The organism is Pseudomonas syringae (genome assembly GCF_000737245.1).
Taxonomy (GTDB): Bacteria; Pseudomonadota; Gammaproteobacteria; order Pseudomonadales; family Pseudomonadaceae; genus Aquipseudomonas; species Aquipseudomonas syringae_J.
Genome location: NZ_JPQU01000052.1, coordinates 1 through 21,560 on the forward strand (window position 1 = coordinate 1; position 21,560 = coordinate 21,560).

At 57.4% G+C, this 21,560-nt stretch carries 17 protein-coding genes; 8 read left to right on the forward strand and 9 right to left on the reverse strand.

Features of this window, described 5'->3' with window-relative positions; translation table 11 throughout:
- Positions 1-237: 237 nt before the first annotated feature.
- Genes IV01_RS07565 through IV01_RS07550 form a run of 4 tightly spaced genes read right to left on the reverse strand, consistent with a single transcriptional unit; the run spans position 238 to position 2,826 of the window.
- Positions 238-783: a GNAT family N-acetyltransferase gene (locus tag IV01_RS07565; protein ID WP_032630139.1), complete on the reverse strand. Its 546-nt coding sequence runs from the start codon at positions 781-783 to the stop codon at positions 238-240.
- A gap of 45 nt (positions 784-828) precedes the next feature.
- Positions 829-1,587 (reverse strand): DNA polymerase III subunit epsilon, encoded by a 759-nt coding sequence (dnaQ, locus tag IV01_RS07560; protein ID WP_032630140.1) that lies wholly within the window; start codon positions 1,585-1,587, stop codon positions 829-831.
- Positions 1,580-2,032, reverse strand: a complete 453-nt coding sequence (gene rnhA, locus IV01_RS07555; RefSeq protein ID WP_032630141.1) for a ribonuclease HI — start codon at positions 2,030-2,032, stop codon at positions 1,580-1,582. Before rnhA ends, dnaQ begins: the two co-directional genes overlap by 8 nt.
- A gap of 26 nt (positions 2,033-2,058) precedes the next feature.
- Positions 2,059-2,826, reverse strand: a complete 768-nt coding sequence (locus IV01_RS07550; protein WP_032630142.1) for a class I SAM-dependent methyltransferase — start codon at positions 2,824-2,826, stop codon at positions 2,059-2,061.
- Positions 2,827-2,896: 70 nt separating this feature from the next.
- On the opposite strand from IV01_RS07550, the gene gloB reads away from it, so the two are divergent.
- From gloB to fabI, 8 genes are all read left to right on the forward strand, one after another.
- Positions 2,897-3,676, forward strand: coding sequence for a hydroxyacylglutathione hydrolase (gloB, locus tag IV01_RS07545; protein WP_032630143.1), 780 nt, complete (start codon positions 2,897-2,899; stop codon positions 3,674-3,676).
- Positions 3,677-3,775: 99 nt separating this feature from the next.
- Positions 3,776-5,362 (forward strand): lytic transglycosylase domain-containing protein, encoded by a 1,587-nt coding sequence (locus IV01_RS07540; protein ID WP_032630144.1) that lies wholly within the window; start codon positions 3,776-3,778, stop codon positions 5,360-5,362.
- Positions 5,363-5,586: 224 nt separating this feature from the next.
- Positions 5,587-7,416, forward strand: a complete 1,830-nt coding sequence (locus tag IV01_RS07535; RefSeq protein ID WP_032630145.1) for an extracellular solute-binding protein — start codon at positions 5,587-5,589, stop codon at positions 7,414-7,416.
- A complete protein-coding gene (locus IV01_RS07530; protein WP_032630146.1) occupies positions 7,413-9,263 on the forward strand; it encodes an extracellular solute-binding protein in 1,851 nt (616 codons plus the stop codon). Before IV01_RS07535 ends, IV01_RS07530 begins: the two co-directional genes overlap by 4 nt.
- Position 9,264: 1 nt before the next feature.
- Entirely contained in the window at positions 9,265-10,338 is a 1,074-nt protein-coding gene (locus tag IV01_RS07525; RefSeq protein WP_032630147.1) for a microcin C ABC transporter permease YejB, read from the forward strand.
- Position 10,339: 1 nt separating this feature from the next.
- Entirely contained in the window at positions 10,340-11,359 is a 1,020-nt protein-coding gene (locus IV01_RS07520; RefSeq protein WP_032630148.1) for an ABC transporter permease, read from the forward strand.
- Between the two features lies 1 nt (position 11,360).
- On the forward strand, positions 11,361-12,971 hold the full coding sequence (locus tag IV01_RS07515; RefSeq protein ID WP_032630149.1) for an ABC transporter ATP-binding protein: 1,611 nt from the start codon (positions 11,361-11,363) through the stop codon (positions 12,969-12,971).
- A gap of 18 nt (positions 12,972-12,989) precedes the next feature.
- Positions 12,990-13,784 carry an enoyl-ACP reductase FabI gene (gene fabI, locus IV01_RS07510; protein WP_032630150.1) on the forward strand — a complete coding sequence of 265 codons (795 nt, stop codon included), beginning with the start codon at positions 12,990-12,992 and terminating at the stop codon, positions 13,782-13,784.
- Between the two features lie 650 nt (positions 13,785-14,434).
- Here the strand turns inward: fabI and IV01_RS07505 are convergent.
- The 5 genes from IV01_RS07505 to clpP all read right to left on the reverse strand — a co-directional run bounded on the left by IV01_RS07505 (position 14,435) and on the right by clpP (position 21,546).
- Positions 14,435-16,306 (reverse strand): SurA N-terminal domain-containing protein, encoded by a 1,872-nt coding sequence (locus IV01_RS07505; protein ID WP_032630151.1) that lies wholly within the window; start codon positions 16,304-16,306, stop codon positions 14,435-14,437.
- 224 nt (positions 16,307-16,530) lie between these two features.
- Positions 16,531-16,803, reverse strand: coding sequence for an HU family DNA-binding protein (locus tag IV01_RS07500; protein ID WP_002552737.1), 273 nt, complete (start codon positions 16,801-16,803; stop codon positions 16,531-16,533).
- Between the two features lie 142 nt (positions 16,804-16,945).
- Entirely contained in the window at positions 16,946-19,342 is a 2,397-nt protein-coding gene (lon, locus tag IV01_RS07495) for an endopeptidase La (protein WP_032630152.1), read from the reverse strand.
- A gap of 173 nt (positions 19,343-19,515) precedes the next feature.
- A complete protein-coding gene (gene clpX, locus IV01_RS07490) occupies positions 19,516-20,799 on the reverse strand; it encodes an ATP-dependent Clp protease ATP-binding subunit ClpX (RefSeq protein ID WP_032630153.1) in 1,284 nt (427 codons plus the stop codon).
- A gap of 111 nt (positions 20,800-20,910) precedes the next feature.
- Positions 20,911-21,546: an ATP-dependent Clp endopeptidase proteolytic subunit ClpP gene (gene clpP / locus IV01_RS07485; RefSeq protein WP_020288779.1), complete on the reverse strand. Its 636-nt coding sequence runs from the start codon at positions 21,544-21,546 to the stop codon at positions 20,911-20,913.
- Positions 21,547-21,560 lie beyond the last annotated feature (14 nt).

Sequence of the window (21,560 nt, forward strand, 5' to 3'; positions counted from 1 at the left end):
CCACAGTTCAGATCGCATTCTCTCTGTTGGAGCCGGGCTTGCCCGCGAAAAGGCCAACGCGGTATGCCTGAAAGCCTGCGGCGTCCGTTGTCACGGGACAGGACCATGCTTACTTTTGACTGGGCCGGCATTGCGGCTCTATCAAAAGTGAGGCGCTGTAAAAGCGCAACCCTAAGCAGCGGTTACCTGAACAACGGATGTGTGCACAAAATCAGGACCTAGACAGCCAACTTCGACTCACGCAAACATCAAATACCAGAAAATCGCCGCTTCTCGAGTCTGCGGGTCGATCCCGCGATAGCGCATGTGATCGACACCGCCAACCACGAATCCATACCCCTCATACAACCGACAAGCGGCCAGATTGTTGTTCTGGGTTTCCAGCATGATCCCCGGCAGGTTGCGTTTTCGGCTCCAGAACTGGGCCACGTCCAGCAATGAACGAGCGACGCCCTTGCGCCGCGCCGAGGCATCTACCGCCAGTTCATCAATGTGCGCAAAACCATTCCAGTGAGTGCTGAGCACCATATGCCCGACCGCTTGCGGACCCAGCCAGGCGACCAGCACGGTGCTGTCCGCAGCGTCGCGATAATCGCAGAACTCCTGGGAATCAATGCCGTAGTTCTTGCTATAAGGCTCCACCGGCTCGAACGGCCAGCATTCGACGCGCTCCCCCACCTGCGCCAGGGCATAGCCACTGACCGTGAAGGTGAACACACTGTTGAGGATGTAATCCTCGAAGCATTCGTCCGCAACCCGAATGCTTAATACCGGATTTGCCAAAATCGTGACCCCGTTACGTTGTCAGTGAATGGGTCGAGCGTTCGATCATGCCGTGGCTTGCGCGGCGGCCTCTTGCAACTGCACCCACAGCGCCGGGGCACCTGCCGCTTTGGCGATGGCCGCCATGCGCACATCGTGCTCGGCCAATTCGCTTTCGCTGGCCTGTATGACCCGACACCGCTGCCGGTCAGCCGGCAGGCGGCGAATTTCGGTGGCAGTGTTGCCAGAGCCTTCACCGGAACCATTGCCATCACTGGCATTGCCCGCCAGTGACAGGCTGGTCTGGCCGCCCGTCATGGTCAGGTAAACGTCGGCGAGAATCTCGGAGTCAAGCAGAGCTCCGTGCAGCTCACGGCCCGAGTTGTCGACGCCATAACGTTTGCACAAGGCATCGAGGCTGTTGCGCTGACCTGGATGACGCTCACGTGCCATGAGCAAGGTGTCGAGCACCGTGCAATGGTCAGTGATGGTGGCTCTGTCGCGCTGCCCGATCAGGGCGAATTCGTTGTTGATGAAGCCAACGTCGAAGGGCGCGTTATGGATGATCAGCTGCGCGCCTTTGATGAACTCGAAAAACTCATCGGCCACTTCAGCAAAGCGCGGCTTGCCCACCAGAAACTCGTTGGTAATACCGTGGACGCCGATAGCGCCCTCGTCACTTTCCCGATCGGGCTGCAGATAAACGTGGAAATGCCGCCCGGTCAGGCGACGGCCGATCAGTTCGACACAACCGATCTCGATGATACGGTGACCATCGGTGACCGGCATACCGGTGGTTTCGGTATCCAGTACAACACTACGCATGCTTGATGCCTCTTACTTCATCCACACCGCGATTGGCCAACTGATCCGCGCGCTCGTTACCCGGATGGCCGATGTGCCCGCGGACCCATTGCCAGGTCACTGTATGGCGATTCACTTGTTCGTCGAGCAACTGCCAGAGGTCAGCATTCTTCACCGGCTCTTTGGCGGCAGTCTTCCAGCCGCGTTTCTTCCAGTTGACCATCCACTCGGTGATGCCTTTCATCACATATTGCGAGTCCGTCACCAGGGTCACATTGCAGGAACGCTTGAGTTCTTCAAGGCCGCGGATGGCGCCGGTCAGCTCCATTCGATTGTTGGTGGTATTGGCTTCACCACCCCACAACTCCTTCTCGACACCCTTGCAGACCAGCAAGGCCCCCCAGCCGCCAGGGCCAGGATTGCCTTTGCAGGCACCATCGGTGAACAGTTCAACGCTATCACTCATGTACAGACATCCAGAATTAGTTGGCTTCAGCGCTGTTCAGGCTCGCAGGTAGTGCGATTGACCTTGGCCATGGGCAGTGGAATCAGCTTGCCCATCGGTTCGCGACGCTGCTCGCGCAACGGTCGCAGGCCTACCACCAGCTTGCGGGCAACCAATAAATAGAAGCCGCCGCCAGGGCTCTGCCAGCCGTTACCAAGACGTTCAAGACCTGCAAGACGTGCTTGCCAGCTCGCTGAAGCAAGCGGCGGACGATAGCATCCGAAGCGACGTTTCTCCAGCGCGAAGCCCAGCAGGTTCAGCCAGTCGGCGACCCGCGACGGCGAAATGCAGCGAGCTTTGTGCAGCGCGTCCTTGGCAAACACATGACGCAAACCCCACGCACTCCAGGGATTGATGCCAACGATCAACAGATGCCCGCCTGGACGTACGCTGCTGGCCGCCTCGCGCAGCAGACCGTGCGGTGACAGACAGAAATCCAGACCATGCTGCATCACTACCACGTCGGCGGCGTGCTCGCTCAAAGGCCAGGCCTGTTCTTCGCAGACAATCTCCACCCCTGGCAAAGGCGCACCCAGGCGCACATTGCGCTGAACCTGTTGCGCCGCCGGAGGGGTTTCCGCAGACGGGCCGTAGTGCACCAGATAACCACCAAAAAAACGCCCGAGTTCTTCTTCAAGGACGCGGCGTTCTTCCTGCAGCAACAGCTGCCCCAGCGGCCCGGACAACCATTCGCGTGCTGAACTGATCAGTGCGAGCCATTCGGGATCAGCCTGGGCGAATGCTTCATTGGTCATGTGTGATCCTCGCATCGAGCCTCATTAGACTCTAAGATGCCTCATTGTTTCCAGCCAAGCGAACTGCGCCATGATACAGATCGATGCATTGCCCGCTTTTACCGACAACTACATCTGGTTGTTACAAGATCCTTCGAGCAAACACTGCGCCGTGGTTGATCCCGGTGATGCAGCGCCCGTACTCAACTGGCTGCAACAACACCCGGACTGGACCTTAAGCGACATTCTGGTGACACACCACCACCACGACCACGTCGGGGGCGTCGCCCAGCTCAAGCAGCACACCGGCGCCAAGGTATCGGGCCCAGCCAACGAGAACATCCCCGCCCGGGATGTCGATCTGCTCGATAACGATCGAATCAGTGTTCTCGGGCTGGACTTCGAAGTCTTCGCAGTACCCGGACATACCTTGGGGCACATAGCCTTTTATCACGCGGGCATGCCCAAGCCACTGCTGTTCTGCGGCGATACCCTGTTCGCGGCAGGTTGCGGTCGCCTGTTCGAAGGTACTCCGGCGCAAATGCACCATTCGCTGAGTCGCCTGAACGCGCTACCGGACAGCACCCTGGTTTACTGCACCCACGAATACACCCTGAGCAATCTGCGCTTTGCCCAAGCGGTAGAACCGCACAATCTGGACATCGCCGATCGCCTTGCCCAAGTGACGCAGTGGCGCGCTGAAAACCGTATCAGCCTGCCCTCAAATCTAGCTCTGGAACGTCTCACAAACCCGTTCATTCGTACTAATGAAACATCTGTTAAAGAAAAAGCAGACGAACGGACTGGAACCTCTAATCAGTCGCCAAGCGAGATTTTTGCGGCCCTGAGGGCATGGAAAGACAAGTTCTAAGCCGCCACTTTATGAGCACGAAAATTCTCAAAGGTTGACCGTTGGCAGGGCTGTTCCTAGAATCGCCCGACATTTTCGCCTGGAACTATCTCCCAGCCAATGTCGTCATCTATACGTAGCACCCTCAATTCAGACGCATTGACTCGGTTGGCACAAGCTATCGCTGTAGCCGTGAGCGCTACGCTCGCGGGCTGTCAGACCACCAGCCATATCGAACCGAGCAGTACCCACCGCGCGCCCATTCTGACAGCGGGGATCAAGCAAAAACCGGTCTTTCTAAGCCATAAGCCTGCCCCGCTTGCGCCACCACAAGATGTCTGGGAGCGCATGCGCCAAGGCTTTCAGTTGCAGCAAGGCAACGACCTGAACCCGCGCATCGATCAACAACGTCTGTGGTTTGCCAACAATCCGTCGTTCCTGGAGAACGCTGGCGAGCGCGGCAGCCTGTATATGCATTACATCGTCGAGCGTCTCGAAGAGCGCAATATGCCGCTTGAACTGGCGCTGCTGCCAGTCATCGAGAGCGCGTATAACCCGATGGCGGTTTCACGCAGCAATGCCGTGGGCCTGTGGCAGTTCATTCCGTCCACCGGGCGCTATTTCAACCTGCGTCAGACCAGTTTTTACGACGGACGCCGTGACATTCAGGCTTCCACCGGTGCGGCAATGGACTATCTGAGCCGCCTGCACGACATGTTCAACGGCGACTGGCTGCTGGCCCTGGCCGCTTACAATGCTGGCGAAGGTACTGTCAGCCGCGCCATCGAGCGCAACGAAAAGCTCGGCCTTCCGACGGATTACTGGAACCTGCCGCTACCGCAGGAAACCAAGGACTACGTGCCCAAGCTGCTGGCATTGTCGCAAGTGGTATTGGCCCCCGAGGCTTATGGCGTCAACCTCAACCCGATTGCCAACCAGCCGTATTTTGAAGTCGTCGAACTCAACCAGCGCATGGATCTGTCCAAAGTCGCGGCCATGGCCGACATCGACGAAGACGAGCTGATCCAGCTCAATCCGGCCTTCAAAAAGCGCCTGACTATTGATGGCCCACAGCACTTGCTGGTGCCGACGTCGAAGAAGCAGTTGCTCACCGCCAGCCTGTCGAACATGAAGCCGCAGGAACTGGTGGACTGGCAGCAATATCGGGTTCGCAAGGGCGATACCCTCGCCAGCCTGGCCAGCCGTTATCAGGTGTCGGTCAGCTCCCTCAAGAGCAGCAACAAGCTCTCCGGCAACAACCTGAGCATTGGCCAGTCTCTAACTATCCCGACCCAGCCCGGCATGCGCCCTGCACAACCGGTGTTCGAAGAACTGGCAACGAATACAAAACCGGCTCGCAGCCGCAATTACACGGTTAAAGCGGGCGACAACCTGTCGCTCATTGCCAAGAAGAACAAGGTCGACGTCAAGGAATTGCAGCACTGGAACAAGCTTTCCGGGCAAAACCTCAAGGTCGGCCAGACTCTGGTCATGGAAGACACCACCGTCAAAGCCAAAAGCACTGCGACGGCCAGTGCCAAGTCAGCTGACAAGAAGTCCATGCAATACAAGATCCAGAAAGGTGACTCGATGTATCTGGTCGCCAAGCGCTTCAATGTCGAGATGCAACATCTCAAGCGCTGGAACCCTCGAACCGGGTCGGCACTCAAGCCAGGTCAGACATTGACTGTTTACCTACCGCATTGATGCATCCTCTCACCTGCCCCGGGCTTTCCATGTGCCCGTTGGAGCGAGGCTTGCCCGTGAAGAACGATGACACGGTGTATCTGTAACACCGCGTCATCGTTCTTCGCGGGCAAGTCGGATCGCCGCCCGCTCGCTTCAACGGGTGCTTCGCTCAGCTACAACCCTTTTTCCAGTCGATACAAGCTGTTACTGTTACCGACCCAAAAGCCCAAGCCGTCTGGATCGTGATACGTCCCCTCCTGTTCGCCCTAAGCCTGGTCTTGAGCTTTCCCGTATGCGCAGCCATCAGCGAAAGCCACGGCTATGCGCAGTTTGGTGTGCTCAAGTATCCGGCCAGCTTCACCCACTTCGACTGGGTCAATCCCGAGGCGCCGAAAGGTGGCACCCTGCGGATGATGGCGTTCGGCACATTTGACACCCTCAACCCCTACACCTTCAAAGGCAGCAGCCCTGTTTCCACCGGCAACTTCCTGCAATACGGCATCAATGAGCTGAACGAACCGTTGATGGTCGGTACCGGGCAATATGACCCCTCTGGCGATGAACCGACCTCAAGCTACGGCCTCATCGCCCAGAGCGTCGAATTCAGTGAAGATCGCAGCTGGGTGGTGTTCAATCTTCGGCCTCAGGCCCGTTTCAACGACGGTAAACCGATCACTGCCTACGACGTCGCCTTCTCCTACAGAACGCTGCTCAAGGATGGACATCCGCAATACCGCACGGCTTTGCAGGAAGTGCAGCGGGTCGACATCCTCAATCGCCATCGCATCCGCTTTGTCCTGAAACGTGCCGGCAACCCGCTGCTGATCCTGCGCCTGGGCGAGCTGCCGGTGCTGCCGCAGCACTACTGGAAAGACCGCGACTTCAAGGCCACCACCTTCGAGCCGCCACTGGGTAGCGGACCGTATCGCATCACTAAAGTCATGCCCGGCCGGCAACTGGTGTTTGAGCGGGTCAAGGATTACTGGGGCAAGGACCTGCCGGTCAATCGTGGCAAATACAACTTCAACCGGGTCGAAGTGGAGTTCTATCGCGACAGTGACGTGGCCTTCGAAGCCTTCAAGGCCGGTGAGTTCGACATCTATATCGAACATCAGGCCAAAAACTGGTCCACCGGCTACAACTTCTCCGCCGTGGCCAATGGGCAGGTGATCAAGGCACAGATCCCGCACAAGATCCCGACGCAAACCCAAGGCTTGTTCATGAACAGCCGCCGCAGCACCTTCGCCGACCTGAGAGTGCGAGAAGCGCTGGGCCTGATGTTCAACTTTGAATGGACCAATCGCACGCTGTTCAACGATGCCTACACGCGCACCATGAGTTACTACCCAAACAGCGAATTTTCCGCGACGGGCCTGCCGACGGGTGCCGAATGGCTGATGCTCTCGGCGTATCGCGACCAGTTGCCAGCGAGCCTTTTCACCCAGCCGTTCAGCGTGTCGAAGACCGACGGCGGCGGCATCCCCCGCGAAACCATGCGTAAAGCCCTGAAGCTGCTCGCCGAGGCAGGCTGGAAGTGGTCGGATCAACGCCTGGTAAACGCCGACAATCAACCACTGCGTTTTGAAATCCTGCTGGTCAATCCCAGCCTTGAACGAATCTTCCAGCCGTTTATCGAAGACCTGCGGCGCATCGGTATCGACGCCAGCCTGCGCACCGTGGACCGCGCCCAGTACAAGCAGCGGCTGGACCAATTCGATTTCGACATGGTGAGCATGACCATGCCGCAAACCCTCAGCCCGGGACTTGAGCAATGGCAGTATTTTCATTCCAGCCAGGCCGACATCAAGGGCAGCAAGAATTACTCAGGCATCGCCAATCCGATGGTAGACGGGCTGCTCAATCAGCTTCTCGGCGCGCAAACCCGTGATTCGCAAGTCGCAGCAGCGCGGGCACTGGATCGTGTCCTGCTGTCGCAGCACTACATGATTCCCAACTGGTATCTGAACAATCATCGTCTGGCGTACCGCAATCGGTTCGCCATGGTCACCACCCCGCCCTACACCTTGGGGCTGCGCGCGTGGTGGCTCAAATCCCTGGAGAAGACTCAATGACCGTTTTGCGTTCCCTGCTGATGCAGGCTGGCGGCCTCTTCCTTGCCGGGCTGGCCTGTACCGCTCAAGCGGCGCCTCAGCATGCCGTGACCATGTACGACGAAGCGCCAAAGTACCCGGCCAATTTCAAGCATTTCGATTACGTGAATCCAGATGCGCCCAAGGGCGGACTGTTTCGTCAGGCGGGATTCGGCAGCTTCGACAGCCTCAATCCGTTCATCAACAAGGGCACCCCCGCAGAAGACGTCGGCCTGATCTACGACACCTTGGCCCGCTCCAGCCTGGACGAACCGATGACTGAGTACGGGCTGATCGCCAGCAAGATCGAAAAAGCCCCGGACAACACCTGGGTGCGCTTTTACCTGCGCCCCGAAGCGCGCTTTCATGACGGCCACCCGATCCGCGCCGAAGACGTGGAGTTTTCCTTCAATACTCTGATCAAGGATGGCGCGCCGATGTACCGTGCTTATTACGCGGGCGTCGACAAGGTGGTGGTCGAAGATCCACTGCGAGTCCTTTTCAAGTTCAAGGACAGCCAGAGCCGAGAGATGCCGCTGATCCTCGGTCAGTTGCCGGTGCTGCCGAAACATTTCTGGGCCAATCGCGAATTCACCAAGGGCAACCTCGATTTCCCGCTGGGCAGCGGCCCCTATAAGGTCGCCGAGGTCAAGGCCGGTCGCTCAGTTCGTTACGAGCGGGTCAAAGACTATTGGGCCAAGGACCTGCCGATCAACCGCGGGCAGTTCAACTTCGATGTTATGGCCTACGACTACTACCGCGACTTCGACGTCGCCTTGCAGGCTGGCAAGGCTGGTCAGTTTGATTACTGGCTGGAAACCAGCGCGAAGAACTGGGCAACCGCCTATGACACGCCTGCTGTACGCGAAGGCCGGCTGATCAAGGAAGAACTGCCCAACGGCAACCCCCAGGGCATGCAGGGTTTTGTCATGAACCTGCGGCGCCCGGTGTTTCAGGATCCGAAGGTGCGTGAAGCACTGACCCTGCTGCTCGACTTCGAATGGACCAACAAACAGCTGTTCAATGGTTCCTACAGCCGGACCAAGAGTTATTTCGACAACTCGGAAATGGCCGCCAGTGGCCTACCGTCCGGCGAAGAACTGAAAATCCTCGAACCCTTGCGCGGCAAGATCCCCGACCGAGTGTTCAGCGAAGAATTCAAACTGCCGGTCAGCGATGGCAGCGGCATGATTCGGCCTCAATTGCGGCGAGCCTTCCAGCTGCTGCAAGAGGCAGGCTGGACGGTCAAAAACGACAAGATGAGCGATGCCCAGGGCAATCCGATGAAACTGGAGTTCCTGCTGGCCCAGACCCAGTTCGAACGCATCCTGCTGCCCTACAAGCGCAACCTCAGCGATCTGGGCATCGAACTCACCATCCGCCGGGTGGACACCGCGGAATACGTCAACCGCCTGCGCTCCCGGGACTACGACATGATTGTCAGCAGCTTCCCCCAGTCCAGTTCGCCGGGTAATGAACAGCGCGAATACTTTCACTCCGTCAGCGCCGACCGTACAGGCAGCCGTAACTTCATGGGCCTCAAAGACCCGGCGGTGGACATCCTGGTAGACGGCCTGATCAACGCCAACACCCGGCAGGAACTGGTGGACCACGCCAAAGCCCTGGATCGGGTGCTGCTCTGGGGTTTCTACGTGCTGCCGAACTGGCACATCAAGACCTGGCGCGTGGCGTACTGGGATCACATCGGCCATCCCGGCGTGAAAGCCCTGTCGGACATAGGGCTCAACAGCTGGTGGTACAAACCCGATGCCCGTCCGGCGCCGCCAGTGCCGCAACCTGACTCCACCCCTGCCAGTACGGAGCAATAACATGCTGGCCTATATCTTCCGGCGCCTGCTGCTGATCATCCCGACCCTGTTCGGCATTCTGCTGATCAACTTCGTCATCATTCAGGCGGCTCCCGGCGGGCCGGTGGAGCAGATGATCGCCAAACTCGAAGGCTTCGACGGCGCGACCAGCCGCATTGCCGGGGGCGGTGCCGAGGTGTCGGTCGCCGGCTCCAACTATCGCGGCGCCCAGGGGCTGGACCCGACGCTGGTCAAAGAAATCGAGAAGATGTACGGCTTCGACAAGTCGGCCCCGGAACGCTTGTGGATCATGATAAAGAACTACTCGCATCTGGATTTCGGCAGCAGTTTTTTTCGCGACGCCAAGGTCATTGACCTGATTGTCGAAAAGATGCCCGTGTCCATTTCCCTCGGGTTATGGAGCACCCTGATCATGTACCTGGTGTCCATCCCACTGGGCATCGCCAAGGCCACCCGACATGGCAGCCACTTCGATGTCTGTACCAGTTCGGCGATCATCGTCGGCTATGCAATCCCCGCGTTTCTGTTCGCGATCCTGTTGATCGTGATGTTTGCCGGCGGCAGCTATTTCGACTGGTTCCCGCTGCGCGGCTTGAGTTCGAACAACTTCGACGAACTGAGCCTGGGCGGCAAGATCCTCGATTACTTCTGGCACTTGGTCTTGCCGGTCACAGCATTGGTGATCGGCAACTTCGCCACCATGACCCTACTGACCAAGAACAGCTTTCTCGATGAAATCGGCAAACAGTACGTGATCACCGCCAAAGCCAAAGGTCTGAGCAACCGCGCCGTGCTGTACGGCCATGTGTTCCGCAACGCAATGCTGTTGGTGATTGCCGGCTTCCCTTCTGCGTTCATCGGCATTTTCTTTACCGGTTCGCTGTTGGTGGAAGTGATTTTCTCCCTGGACGGCCTCGGCCTCATGAGCTTTGAGGCGGCAATCAACCGCGACTATCCCGTGGTGTTCGGCACGCTGTTCATCTTTACCCTGCTGGGTCTGGTAGTGAAACTGATCGGTGACATCACCTACACACTGGTGGACCCGCGCATCGACTTCGAAAGCAGGAAACATTGATATGAAGTTGTCTCCTCTGAATCGTCGCCGCTTCGAGCGCTTCAAGTCCAACAAACGCGGCTGGTGGTCGCTGTGGCTGTTCCTGATCCTGTTCGGCCTGAGCCTTGGCGCAGAACTGATTGCCAACGACAAACCATTGGCCGTGCGTTACGACGGCAGTTGGTACTTCCCGGTTTTCGAACGCTATCCGGAAACCACCTTTGGCGGGGAATTCCCTCTGGAAGCCAATTACAAAAGCCCGTACATCAAGGAACTCCTGGCGGCGAAAGACGGCTGGACCCTGTGGGCTCCGATCCCGTTCAGCTACCAGAGCATCAATTACGACCTGAAAGTCCCGGCCCCGGCCCCGCCCTCTGCAGATAACCTGTTGGGCACCGACGATCAGGGTCGTGACGTGCTGGCCCGGGTGATTTACGGTTTCCGGGTTTCGGTGCTGTTCGCCCTGACCCTGACCATTCTCAGTTCGATCATCGGCGTAGTTGCCGGTGCCTTGCAGGGTTTCTACGGCGGCTGGGTGGATTTGCTCGGCCAGCGCTTTCTGGAAATCTGGTCCGGGTTACCGGTGCTTTACCTGCTGATTATTCTCGCCAGCTTCGTCCAGCCCAACTTCTGGTGGCTGCTGGGCATCATGCTGTTGTTTTCCTGGATGAGCCTGGTGGACGTAGTGCGCGCCGAGTTCCTGCGTGGACGCAACCTGGAATACGTGCGTGCCGCACGGGCCCTGGGCATGGAGAACGGGGCAATCATGTTCCGCCACATTCTGCCCAACGCCATGGTCTCGACCATGACCTTCATGCCTTTCATCCTCACCGGCGCCATCGGCACCCTGACTGCGCTGGACTTCCTCGGCTTTGGCTTGCCGGCCGGCTCGCCATCGCTGGGCGAACTGGTCGCCCAGGGCAAATCCAACCTCCAGGCACCCTGGCTGGGCATCAGTGCGTTCGCGGTACTGGCCATCATGCTGAGCTTGCTGGTGTTCATCGGCGAATCCGCCCGCGACGCTTTCGACCCAAGGAAATGACATGAACAATGACAATCTGATCGAGATCCGCGATCTGGCCGTCGAGTTCGTCTCCGGCGAAGGTTGCCAGCGGGTGGTCGAAGGCATCAGCTTTGATATCCGCCGTGGCGAAACCCTGGCGTTGGTGGGCGAAAGCGGTTCCGGCAAATCGGTCACGGCGCACTCGATCCTGCGCCTGCTGCCCTACCCCCTCGCCCGTCATCCCAGCGGCACGATCCACTATGCCGGGCAGGACTTGCTGACATTGAGCGAGAAAAAACTGCAAGGCATTCGCGGCAATCGAATCGCGATGATTTTTCAGGAACCGATGACCTCCCTGAACCCACTGCAATCCATTGAAAAACAGATCAACGAAGTGCTGGGCCTGCATAAAGGCCTGACCGGCAAGGACGCCACACGCCGCACCCTGGAGCTGCTGGAAATGGTAGGCATCCCAGAACCTGCCAAACGCCTCAAAGCCCTGCCACACGAGCTCTCAGGCGGCCAGCGGCAGCGGGTCATGATTGCCATGGCGCTGGCTAACGAGCCAGAGCTATTAATCGCCGACGAACCGACCACGGCGCTGGACGTCACCGTCCAGCTGAAAATCCTCGAATTGCTCAAGGATCTTCAGGCGCGGCTGGGCATGGCGTTACTGCTGATCAGCCATGATTTGAACGTTGTGAAGCAAATAGCCAACCGCGTATGTGTCATGCAGCGCGGTTGCATCGTCGAACAAGCGTCTTGTGACGAACTGTTTCGTTCGCCGCAGCATCCGTACACCAAAGTTCTGCTTGGCGCAGAGCCTAGCGGCGGGCCTTCGCCCAACCCTGCGGGCGCGCCGCTGCTGGAAGTGGACGATCTGCGAGTCTGGTTTCCGATCAAGAAGGGGCTGTTCAAGAAGACCGTCGATCACGTCAAAGCGGTGGACGGGATTAACTTCAGCCTGCCCAAGGGGCAAACGCTGGGGATTGTCGGCGAAAGCGGCTCGGGCAAATCGACATTGGGTCTGGCGATACTTCGACTGATTGGTAGCCAGGGGGCCATACGCTTCCAGGGTGAAACGCTAGACTGCCTGTCTCAGCAACAGATTCGTCCGTTGCGCCGGCAGATGCAGGTGGTATTTCAGGACCCGTTTGGCAGCCTCAGCCCGCGGATGTCGGTGAGTGAAATCGTGGGCGAAGGCCTGCGCATTCATCGCATGGGCACGGCAAACGAGCAGGAAATGGCCGTTATCGAAGCACTCAGGGAAGTAGGGCTGGATCCGGAAACCCGGCACCGCTACCCTCACGAGTTCTCCGGTGGGCAGCGGCAGAGAATTGCCATTGCCCGGGCACTGGTATTGAAACCGGCGCTGATTCTGCTGGACGAGCCGACTTCGGCTCTTGACCGGACAGTTCAGCGCCAGGTAGTGGAGCTACTGCGGTCACTGCAAACCAAGTACAACCTGACGTATTTGTTCATCAGCCATGACCTGGCTGTCGTCAAGGCGCTCAGCCACCAGTTGATGGTGGTCAAGCAAGGCCAAGTGGTCGAACAGGGTGACGCGCAAACCATATTTGCCGCACCGCAACATCCTTATACACAGCAGTTGCTGGAAGCCGCCTTTTTGGCACCAGTGGCTGTCGATTAACCTGAAGAGGAACAACACATGGGTTTTCTCGCCGGTAAGCGCGTCCTGATCGTCGGTGTCGCTAGCAAACTGTCCATCGCATCCGGCATCGCTGCCGCCATGCATCGCGAAGGTGCAGAGCTTGCTTTCACCTATCAGAACGACAAACTCAAAGGTCGCGTCGAAGAATTCGCCGCTGGCTGGGGCTCGGGCCCTGAGCTGTGCTTCCCTTGTGACGTAGCAAGCGACGAAGAAATCGCCAAGGTCTTCGAAGACCTGAGCAAGAAGTGGGACGGCCTGGACGTGATCGTTCACTCCGTAGGCTTCGCGCCTGGCGATCAACTGGATGGCGACTTCACCGAAGCCACCACCCGTGACGGCTTCCGCATCGCGCACGACATCAGCGCCTACAGCTTCGTGGCCCTGGCCAAGGCTGGTCGCGAAATGATGAAAGGCCGCAATGGCAGCCTGCTGACCCTGTCGTACCTGGGCGCCGAGCGCACCATGCCTAACTACAACGTGATGGGCATGGCCAAAGCCAGCCTGGAAGCGGGCGTACGTTACCTGGCTGGCAGCCTTGGCCCGGAAGGCACTCGCGTGAACGCTGTATCGGCAGGCCCGATCCGCACCCTCGCCGCTTCCGGTATCAAGAATTTCCGCAAGATGCTGGCCGCCAACGAAGCGCAGACTCCTCTGCGCCGCAACGTGACCATCGATGAAGTCGGCAACGCTGGCGCGTTCCTCTGCTCGGACCTGGCGTCCGGCATCAGCGGCGAAATCATGTACGTAGATGGTGGTTTCAACACGACCGCGATGGGTAACCTCGAAGAGTAATCTTCAGAGCGGTATCTGGAGCCCGTGAATCGAGAGATTTACGGGCTTTTTTTTGGAATTTTACAAACGATCACTGAGCCTGTGGGACCGGTGCTTGCCCGCGATATAGGCGCTTTGGTCTGTCAGGTGAACCGCGTTATCGTTCTTCGCGAGCAAGCTCGGCTCCCACAGGTACGGAGGTTTGCCAAGCACACTGCGCACCCCGTGGGAGCGAATTCATTCGCGAAGGCAATGGATGAAACGATGAAGATAGCGCGGCATGCCCGCATAAAACAGGCCGCCTCGCGCGGTTTTGATCTTAGGCGCCCCGTTAAACCACGCCGGCCGACCGCGGACGTTGAACCGTGGGTAACCCGGCAGGACGCCGGGTTAGCCGCACTGGGCCAGGGATGGCCCTTTGCGGCGGCCCACGGTTCATGGTCTGCGGTCGGGTACACCGAGCCCAAGCGAGGTGCCAAGTGGCGGGGCAAGGCCTTTTAGTTGCATTTGGCTGGGCCGGCATTCCGGCTGTTTGCCAAAAGTGACCCGCTGTAAGAGCGGAACCGTAATCAAATTAACCTCCAATAACGGATATGTACTCGAACCGTTTTTTTCACCAAAAAAAAGGCCGCTCAATGAGCGGCCTTCTTTTTTACTACCCGATCAAACCATCAGAAGCGTTCAATCTTCGCTTTGCTTTCGAGCTGCGCACGGTAAGCAGCGAAATCCTGCTGACCTTCACGTGAAGCGAGGAAGCGACGGTACTGAGCCTTCTCGGCGTCAGTCGGTGCTGCCGCCTGGTTCACGCCATTGAGGCGCACAATCACGAAGCTGCCGTCTGCCAGCGCAAGGCTGGTGTACTCCGGCTTGTCCTTGCCTTCAGGCTTGGGCATGCGGAACAGCGCCTGCAGCACAGCTGGATCGATACCTTCCTGGCCGCGAGTGACCGCTTCCATGACGTTCCAGCTATGACCATCCTGCTTCGCCGCCAATGGAATCTTGCCATCACGCAGGCCAGCCAACAGCGCTTCGCCCTTGGACTTCACTGCATCGGCAGCATGATCCTTGACCAGCTTCGCGCGAATCGCGGTGGCGACAGCTTCCAGTGGTAGCTGCTCAGGCATGCGGTGCTCTTTGGAGCGCACCACGACGACCGTTTCGGGATCCAGTTCCAGCGCATTGCTGTTGGAACCTTCTTCGAGCACTTCAGGGCTGAAAGCGGCCTGAATGACTGCGCGGTTAGCCGTAAGACCTTCGCCGCCTTCGCGACCGAACGGAGCACTGGTCTGGACCTTCAGACCCAGTTCCTGAGCCGGCTGGGCCAGATCGGAAGCTTCGAACGCGGAGTCTTCAAGCTGCTTGGTCGCCTCGACGAAACGCTGCTCGACCTGCTGGGATTTCAGCTCGTTAGTGAGCTTGCCTTTCAAACTGGCTAACGTTGGCACCGACGGTGCTTCCACGCCCAACAGCTTGATCAGGTGCCAGCCAAAGTCGCTGCGTACCGGAGCAGAAACCTGATCTTTGTTCAGCGCATACAGCGCATCTTCAAATGCCGGATCGTAGACACCTTTACCCGCGTAACCCAGGTCCCCACCCTTGGATGCCGAACCCGGATCCTGGGAAAATTCCTTGGCCAACGCAGCGAAGTCTTCGCCTTTGGCCAGACGTTGTTGAATTTCTTCAATCTTCGCCTTGGCCTGGGCATCGGTCATCTTGTCGTTCACATCGATCAGGATGTGCGCGCCGCGGCGCTGCTCGGCAAGATTGGCGATTTCTTTCTGGTACGCCGCCTGCAGATCCTCATCACTGACCTGCACCTTGTCGAAGAAAGAGGATTTCTTCAGCTCGATGTAATCCAGGACTACCTGCTCAGGGCTCATGAACTCTTTTGCGTGTTCATCATAGTGAGCCTTGATTTCGTCCTCGGTCACTTTCACGGAGGATGGATCAGCGGTAAGTGTCAGCGAAGCGAAGTCACGAGTCTGTTTTTCCAGACGGGCGAACGCTTCAACCTGTGCGTCGGTAACAAAGGCACTGCCCGCTACACCGGCACGAACCTGACCGATCAGCATTTCCTGAGCCAGCATCTGGCGGAATTGCAGACGGGTGAAGCCCAACTGACGAATGACCTGATCAAAGCGATCGGCGTTGAATTTGCCATCAACCTGGAACTCAGGTGTCTGCAAAATCTGCTGATCCAGCGAAGCTTCGGAGAACGTGAACTTCGCATCGCTGGCGCCCTGAAGCAGCAGCTTGCGATCGACCAGACCTTTCAAGGCCGAGTCGCGGAGCATTTTTTCATCCAGCAAGGCAGGATCGAAATCCTTGCCCAGTTGCTGCATGAGCTGTCGGCGTTGCATGTCGACGGCCTGGCTCAACTCGTTCTTGGTGATTTCCTCACCATTGACCTTGGCGGCGTCCTGGCTGGTGCTTGTGGCGGTGAAAATCGCATCGAAACCCGTCAAAGCCATCAACGCAATGATGATTCCGATGATTGTCTTGGCAATCCAGCCTTGTGAATTGTCCCTGATGTTCTGCAGCATGCGTCCCCCAAAACGGTTGTACTGACTAACCAACCGCGGAGCGTGGGTAGAAAGCGGATAGAAGAAAGGCGCATCCGAGGATGCGCCTTCTCGTAACTGGCGAAGCGGACGGGGGCTGGTAACCGCGACCCCGGTGTGTCAGGCCGGATTCAAACCGACCGCACCACCGCTGCGCTTGCCGACACAGAATGAATTCTGCTCGGTTGGGCAAAGGCTTTGAGAACTTAGTTGACAGCTTCTTTCAGGGCTTTACCGGCTTTGAAGCCTGGTTTTTTCGCAGCAGCGATTTCAAGCGTCTTACCCGTCTGAGGGTTACGACCGATACGCGCTGGACGATCAGTAACGGAGAAGGTCCCGAAACCAACCAGTACAACAGAGTCGCCAGCCTTCAGAGCGCCAGTGACGGATTCGATTACTGCGTCCAGCGCACGGCCAGCAGCAGCTTTCGGGATATCAGCGGATGCGGCGATAGCATCAATCAGTTCCGACTTGTTCACTCTAAGTCCCCTTATGTCTATATTGAGTATGTTTCTAAGTTTTTTTGGTGTAGCAAAAACAAGCGCTGAATGGCCTGCAGACGCTTAGAAGAGCCGCTTTATAACAAGGGCTCTAAAAAGCTGTCAAGGCAGGCAGTCCAGACTAATGCGTGCTAATTCTTTCCTTAGAGTCAGACTCGCGTTTTTCATCCTTTGCAACCATCTCGGGAGCCACATCCGGCAAGGGCTCCGGCGCGTATTGCAGCGCAATTTGCAGGACTTCGTCAATCCATTTAACTGGCTTGATCTGCAGGTCTGCTTTGATGTTGTCAGGAATCTCTTTCAGATCGCGAACGTTTTCCTCAGGAATGATCACCGTCTTGATACCACCACGGTGTGCCGCGAGCAGTTTTTCCTTCAAGCCGCCAATGGCCAGAACCTGTCCCCGCAGGGTAATTTCGCCCGTCATTGCCACGTCGGCACGCACCGGGATCTGTGTCAGAGCTGAAACAAGGGCCGTGCACATGCCTACGCCTGCGCTAGGACCATCTTTCGGGGTTGCCCCTTCCGGCATATGAATGTGGGTGTCACGCTTCTCATGGAAGTCCAGAGGGATTCCCAGGCTTTTGGCGCGACTGCGGACCACCGTCAATGCAGCGGTGATCGATTCCACCATCACATCACCGAGAGAACCGGTCTTGATCAGTTGGCCTTTACCGGGCACCACTGCCGCTTCGATGGTCAGCAATTCACCGCCGACTTGAGTCCATGCAAGACCGGTAACCTGCCCGATCTGATCCTGCTGCTCGGCCAGGCCGTAGCGGAATTTGCGCACACCGAGGAAGTGCTCGAGCATTTCTGCGCTGACACGGATTGCAAAACGTTTCTCCAGCGCATGCTCTTTCACCGCCTTGCGGCAGACCTTGGCAATCTGCCGCTCAAGGCTTCGCACACCCGCTTCACGAGTGTAATAACGCACGATGTCGCGGATCGCCTCTTCGTCGAACTCGACCTCGCCTTTTTTCAAACCATTGGCCTGGAGCTGCTTCGGCGTGAGGTATTTGACGGCAATATTGATCTTTTCGTCTTCGGTGTAGCCGGGCAAACGAATAACTTCCATCCGGTCCAACAGAGCCGCCGGGATGTTCATCGAGTTCGCGGTGCACAGGAACATTACGTCGGAAAGATCGTAATCTACTTCCAGGTAATGGTCGTTGAAGTTGTGGTTCTGCTCCGGATCCAGCACCTCAAGCAGTGCCGAAGCCGGGTCGCCACGCATGTCGCTGCCCATCTTGTCGATTTCATCAAGCAGGAACAACGGGTTGCGCACCCCCACTTTCGTCATCTTTTGAATCAATCTTCCCGGCATCGAACCGATGTAGGTCCGGCGGTGACCGCGAATTTCCGCCTCGTCACGCACGCCACCCAGGGCCATACGAACAAACTTGCGGTTGGTAGCGTTGGCAATCGACTCGGCCAGCGAGGTTTTACCCACGCCCGGCGGGCCCACCAGACACAAAACCGGGCCGCGAATTTTCTTCACGCGCTTTTGGACAGCGAGGTATTCGAGGATGCGCTCTTTGACTTCTTCAAGACCGTAGTGGTCTGCGTCGAGAATGTCTTCAGCGCGAGCCAGATCCAGACGAACCTTGCTCTGCGCCTTCCAAGGCACCTGAACCAGCCAGTCAATGTAGGAGCGAACCACAGTCGCTTCAGCAGACATCGGCGACATTTGTTTGAGCTTGTTCAGCTCCGCAGTCGCTTTAGTCATGGCGTCTTTAGGAAGACCAGCGTTATCGATGCGCTTTTTCAGCTCTTCGATTTCGTTGTGCCCTTCTTCGCCGTCGCCGAGTTCTTTCTGAATAGCCTTCATCTGCTCATTCAGGTAGTACTCACGCTGACTGCGCTCCATTTGCTTTTTGACGCGGCCGCGAATGCGCTTCTCGACCTGCAGCAAATCAATCTCGGCATCCAGCAAGGCAAGCACATGCTCGACCCGGGCCGACAAATCAATGATTTCGAGGATTTCCTGCTTCTGCTCGATTTTCAGCGCCATGTGCGCCGCCATGGTGTCTACCAGACGGCCAGGCTCATCGATGCTGTTAAGCGAAGACAGAACTTCAGCAGGCACTTTCTTGCCTAGCTGGACGTATTGTTCGAACTGAGCCAACAGGCTGCGCACGAACACTTCGGACTCACGATCAGGCGCATCGACCTCATCGATCAACGCAACTTCTGCGCGGCAGTGACCGTCGACTTCGATGAACCGCTCGACGGAGCCGCGCTGTTCACCTTCGACCAGCACCTTGACGGTGCCATCGGGCAATTTGAGCAACTGCAATACGGTTGCAATGGTGCCGACGTTATAAAGAGCGTCTTCACCTGGATCATCGTCTGCAGGATTTCTTTGCGCGAGCAACAGGATCTGCTTGTCGCCTGTCATCGCCGCCTCAAGGGCTTCGATAGACTTCTCGCGCCCCACGAACAGCGGGATAACCATGTGCGGATAAACCACAACATCGCGCAATGGCAAGAGAGGCAATTCAATGGTCGTTTTCATGATTTCGCCTCTACGGCGGCCATGTGGCCGTGGACAGGAATGAGCTTGAATCCAAGATGGGGGTAGTTTCCTGAAAAAACAAGCCTTGAGGCATGAAATGCAAAAGGGGCCCGAGGGCCCCTTTCTATTCGTGCAGCTATTCGCGCAGCATTTCATTCATGCAGCAATATGACTTACGCGTCAGGTGCAGCCTTCACCGGCGGCTCGCTGTTTTCGTAGATCAACAGCGGCTTGGACGTGCCTTCAATAACGCTTTCGTCGATCACCACCTTGCTCACCTCAGACTGCGAGGGGATTTCATACATGGTGTCGAGCAGAACGCCTTCAAGGATGGAACGCAATCCACGGGCACCGGTTTTACGCTCAAGCGCTCGGCGGGCCACGGATTTCAGCGCGTCAGTGCGGAACTCGAGATCCACACCTTCCATTTCGAACAGCTTGGCATATTGCTTGGTCAGGGCATTTTTCGGCTCAGTGAGAATCTGCATCAATGCAGCCTCATCCAGCTCGTCCAATGTCGCCAGAACCGGCAGACGACCCACGAACTCCGGGATCAGACCGAACTTGACCAAGTCGTCAGGCTCGACTTCACGCAGGGACTCGCCGACCTTCTTGCCTTCTTCCTTGCTCCGCACTTCTGCGTTGAAACCAATGCCGCCCTTGGTGGAACGGTTTTGAATAACCTTTTCCAGACCAGAGAACGCACCACCGCAGATGAACAGGATGTTACGCGTGTCGACCTGAAGGAATTCCTGCTGCGGATGCTTGCGACCACCTTGAGGTGGGACGGACGCAACCGTGCCTTCGATCAGCTTGAGCAGGGCCTGCTGCACGCCTTCACCGGAAACATCCCGGGTAATCGACGGGTTGTCAGACTTGCGCGAGATCTTGTCGATCTCATCGATGTAGACGATACCCATCTGGGCTTTTTCTACATCGTAATCGCATTTCTGCAGCAGCTTCTGAATGATGTTCTCGACATCCTCACCTACGTAACCCGCCTCGGTGAGGGTGGTTGCGTCAGCGATGGTGAACGGAACGTTCAGCAAGCGGGCCAGGGTTTCGGCAAGCAGGGTTTTACCCGAGCCTGTTGGGCCGATCAGCAAAATGTTGCTCTTGCCGAGTTCGACGTCGTCATTCTTTTTGTCACGCTGGTTCAGACGCTTGTAGTGGTTATATACCGCTACAGCCAGAACCTTCTTGGCACGCTCCTGACCAATCACATACTGATCAAGGATGCCGCTGATTTCTTTAGGCGAAGGCAATTTATGCGCGCTGCTCTCGGCCTGTGCTTCCTGCACCTCCTCGCGGATGATGTCATTGCACAGGTCGACGCACTCGTCGCAAATAAAGACCGAGGGGCCGGCAATCAACTTGCGTACTTCATGCTGGCTTTTGCCACAGAAGGAGCAATAGAGCAGCTTGCCGTTGTCCTCGCCGTTGCGGGTGTCAGTCATTCGTTCGATCCAAATCCGATAGGCTTGCAACACAAGATGAAGGCTATTGCGGGCTTTTTCAAGCCCGCCAGTGATCAGAGGAGCCGACCAACCCTATTTTGAGCTGCTTATTTAAGCGGGGCGCTGAGTGATGACTTCATCGATCAGGCCGTACTCACGCGCGGCTTCAGCACTCATGAAGTTATCGCGGTTGGTATCACGCTCGATCTCTTCAAGGGTGTGGCCGCTATGCTTGGCCATCAGCGTGTTCAAACGCTCACGAATGAAGAGGATTTCCTTGGCATGGATTTCGATGTCCGAAGCCTGGCCCTGGAAACCGCCCAATGGCTGGTGAATCATCACGCGCGAGTTCGGCAGGCAGAAACGCTTGCCAGCCGCACCCGCTGTCAGCAGGAAGGCACCCATGCTGCACGCCTGACCGATACAGGTAGTCGACACATTGGGCTTGATGAACTGCATGGTGTCGTAGATCGACATGCCTGCAGTCACTGAGCCGCCAGGTGAGTTGATGTAGAGATGGATATCCTTGTCCGGGTTTTCCGCTTCAAGGAACAGCAGCTGCGCGCAGATCAGGTTGGCCATGTAGTCTTCTACCGGGCCTACCAGAAAGATCACTCGCTCCTTGAGCAGGCGCGAGTAGATGTCATAGGCGCGTTCGCCACGGGCGGACTGCTCGATAACCATCGGGACCAAGCCGCCAGCGGCCTGGATGTCAGAGTTCTGCTGAATATAAGAATTGCGGGACATGTCTCGCATTCACT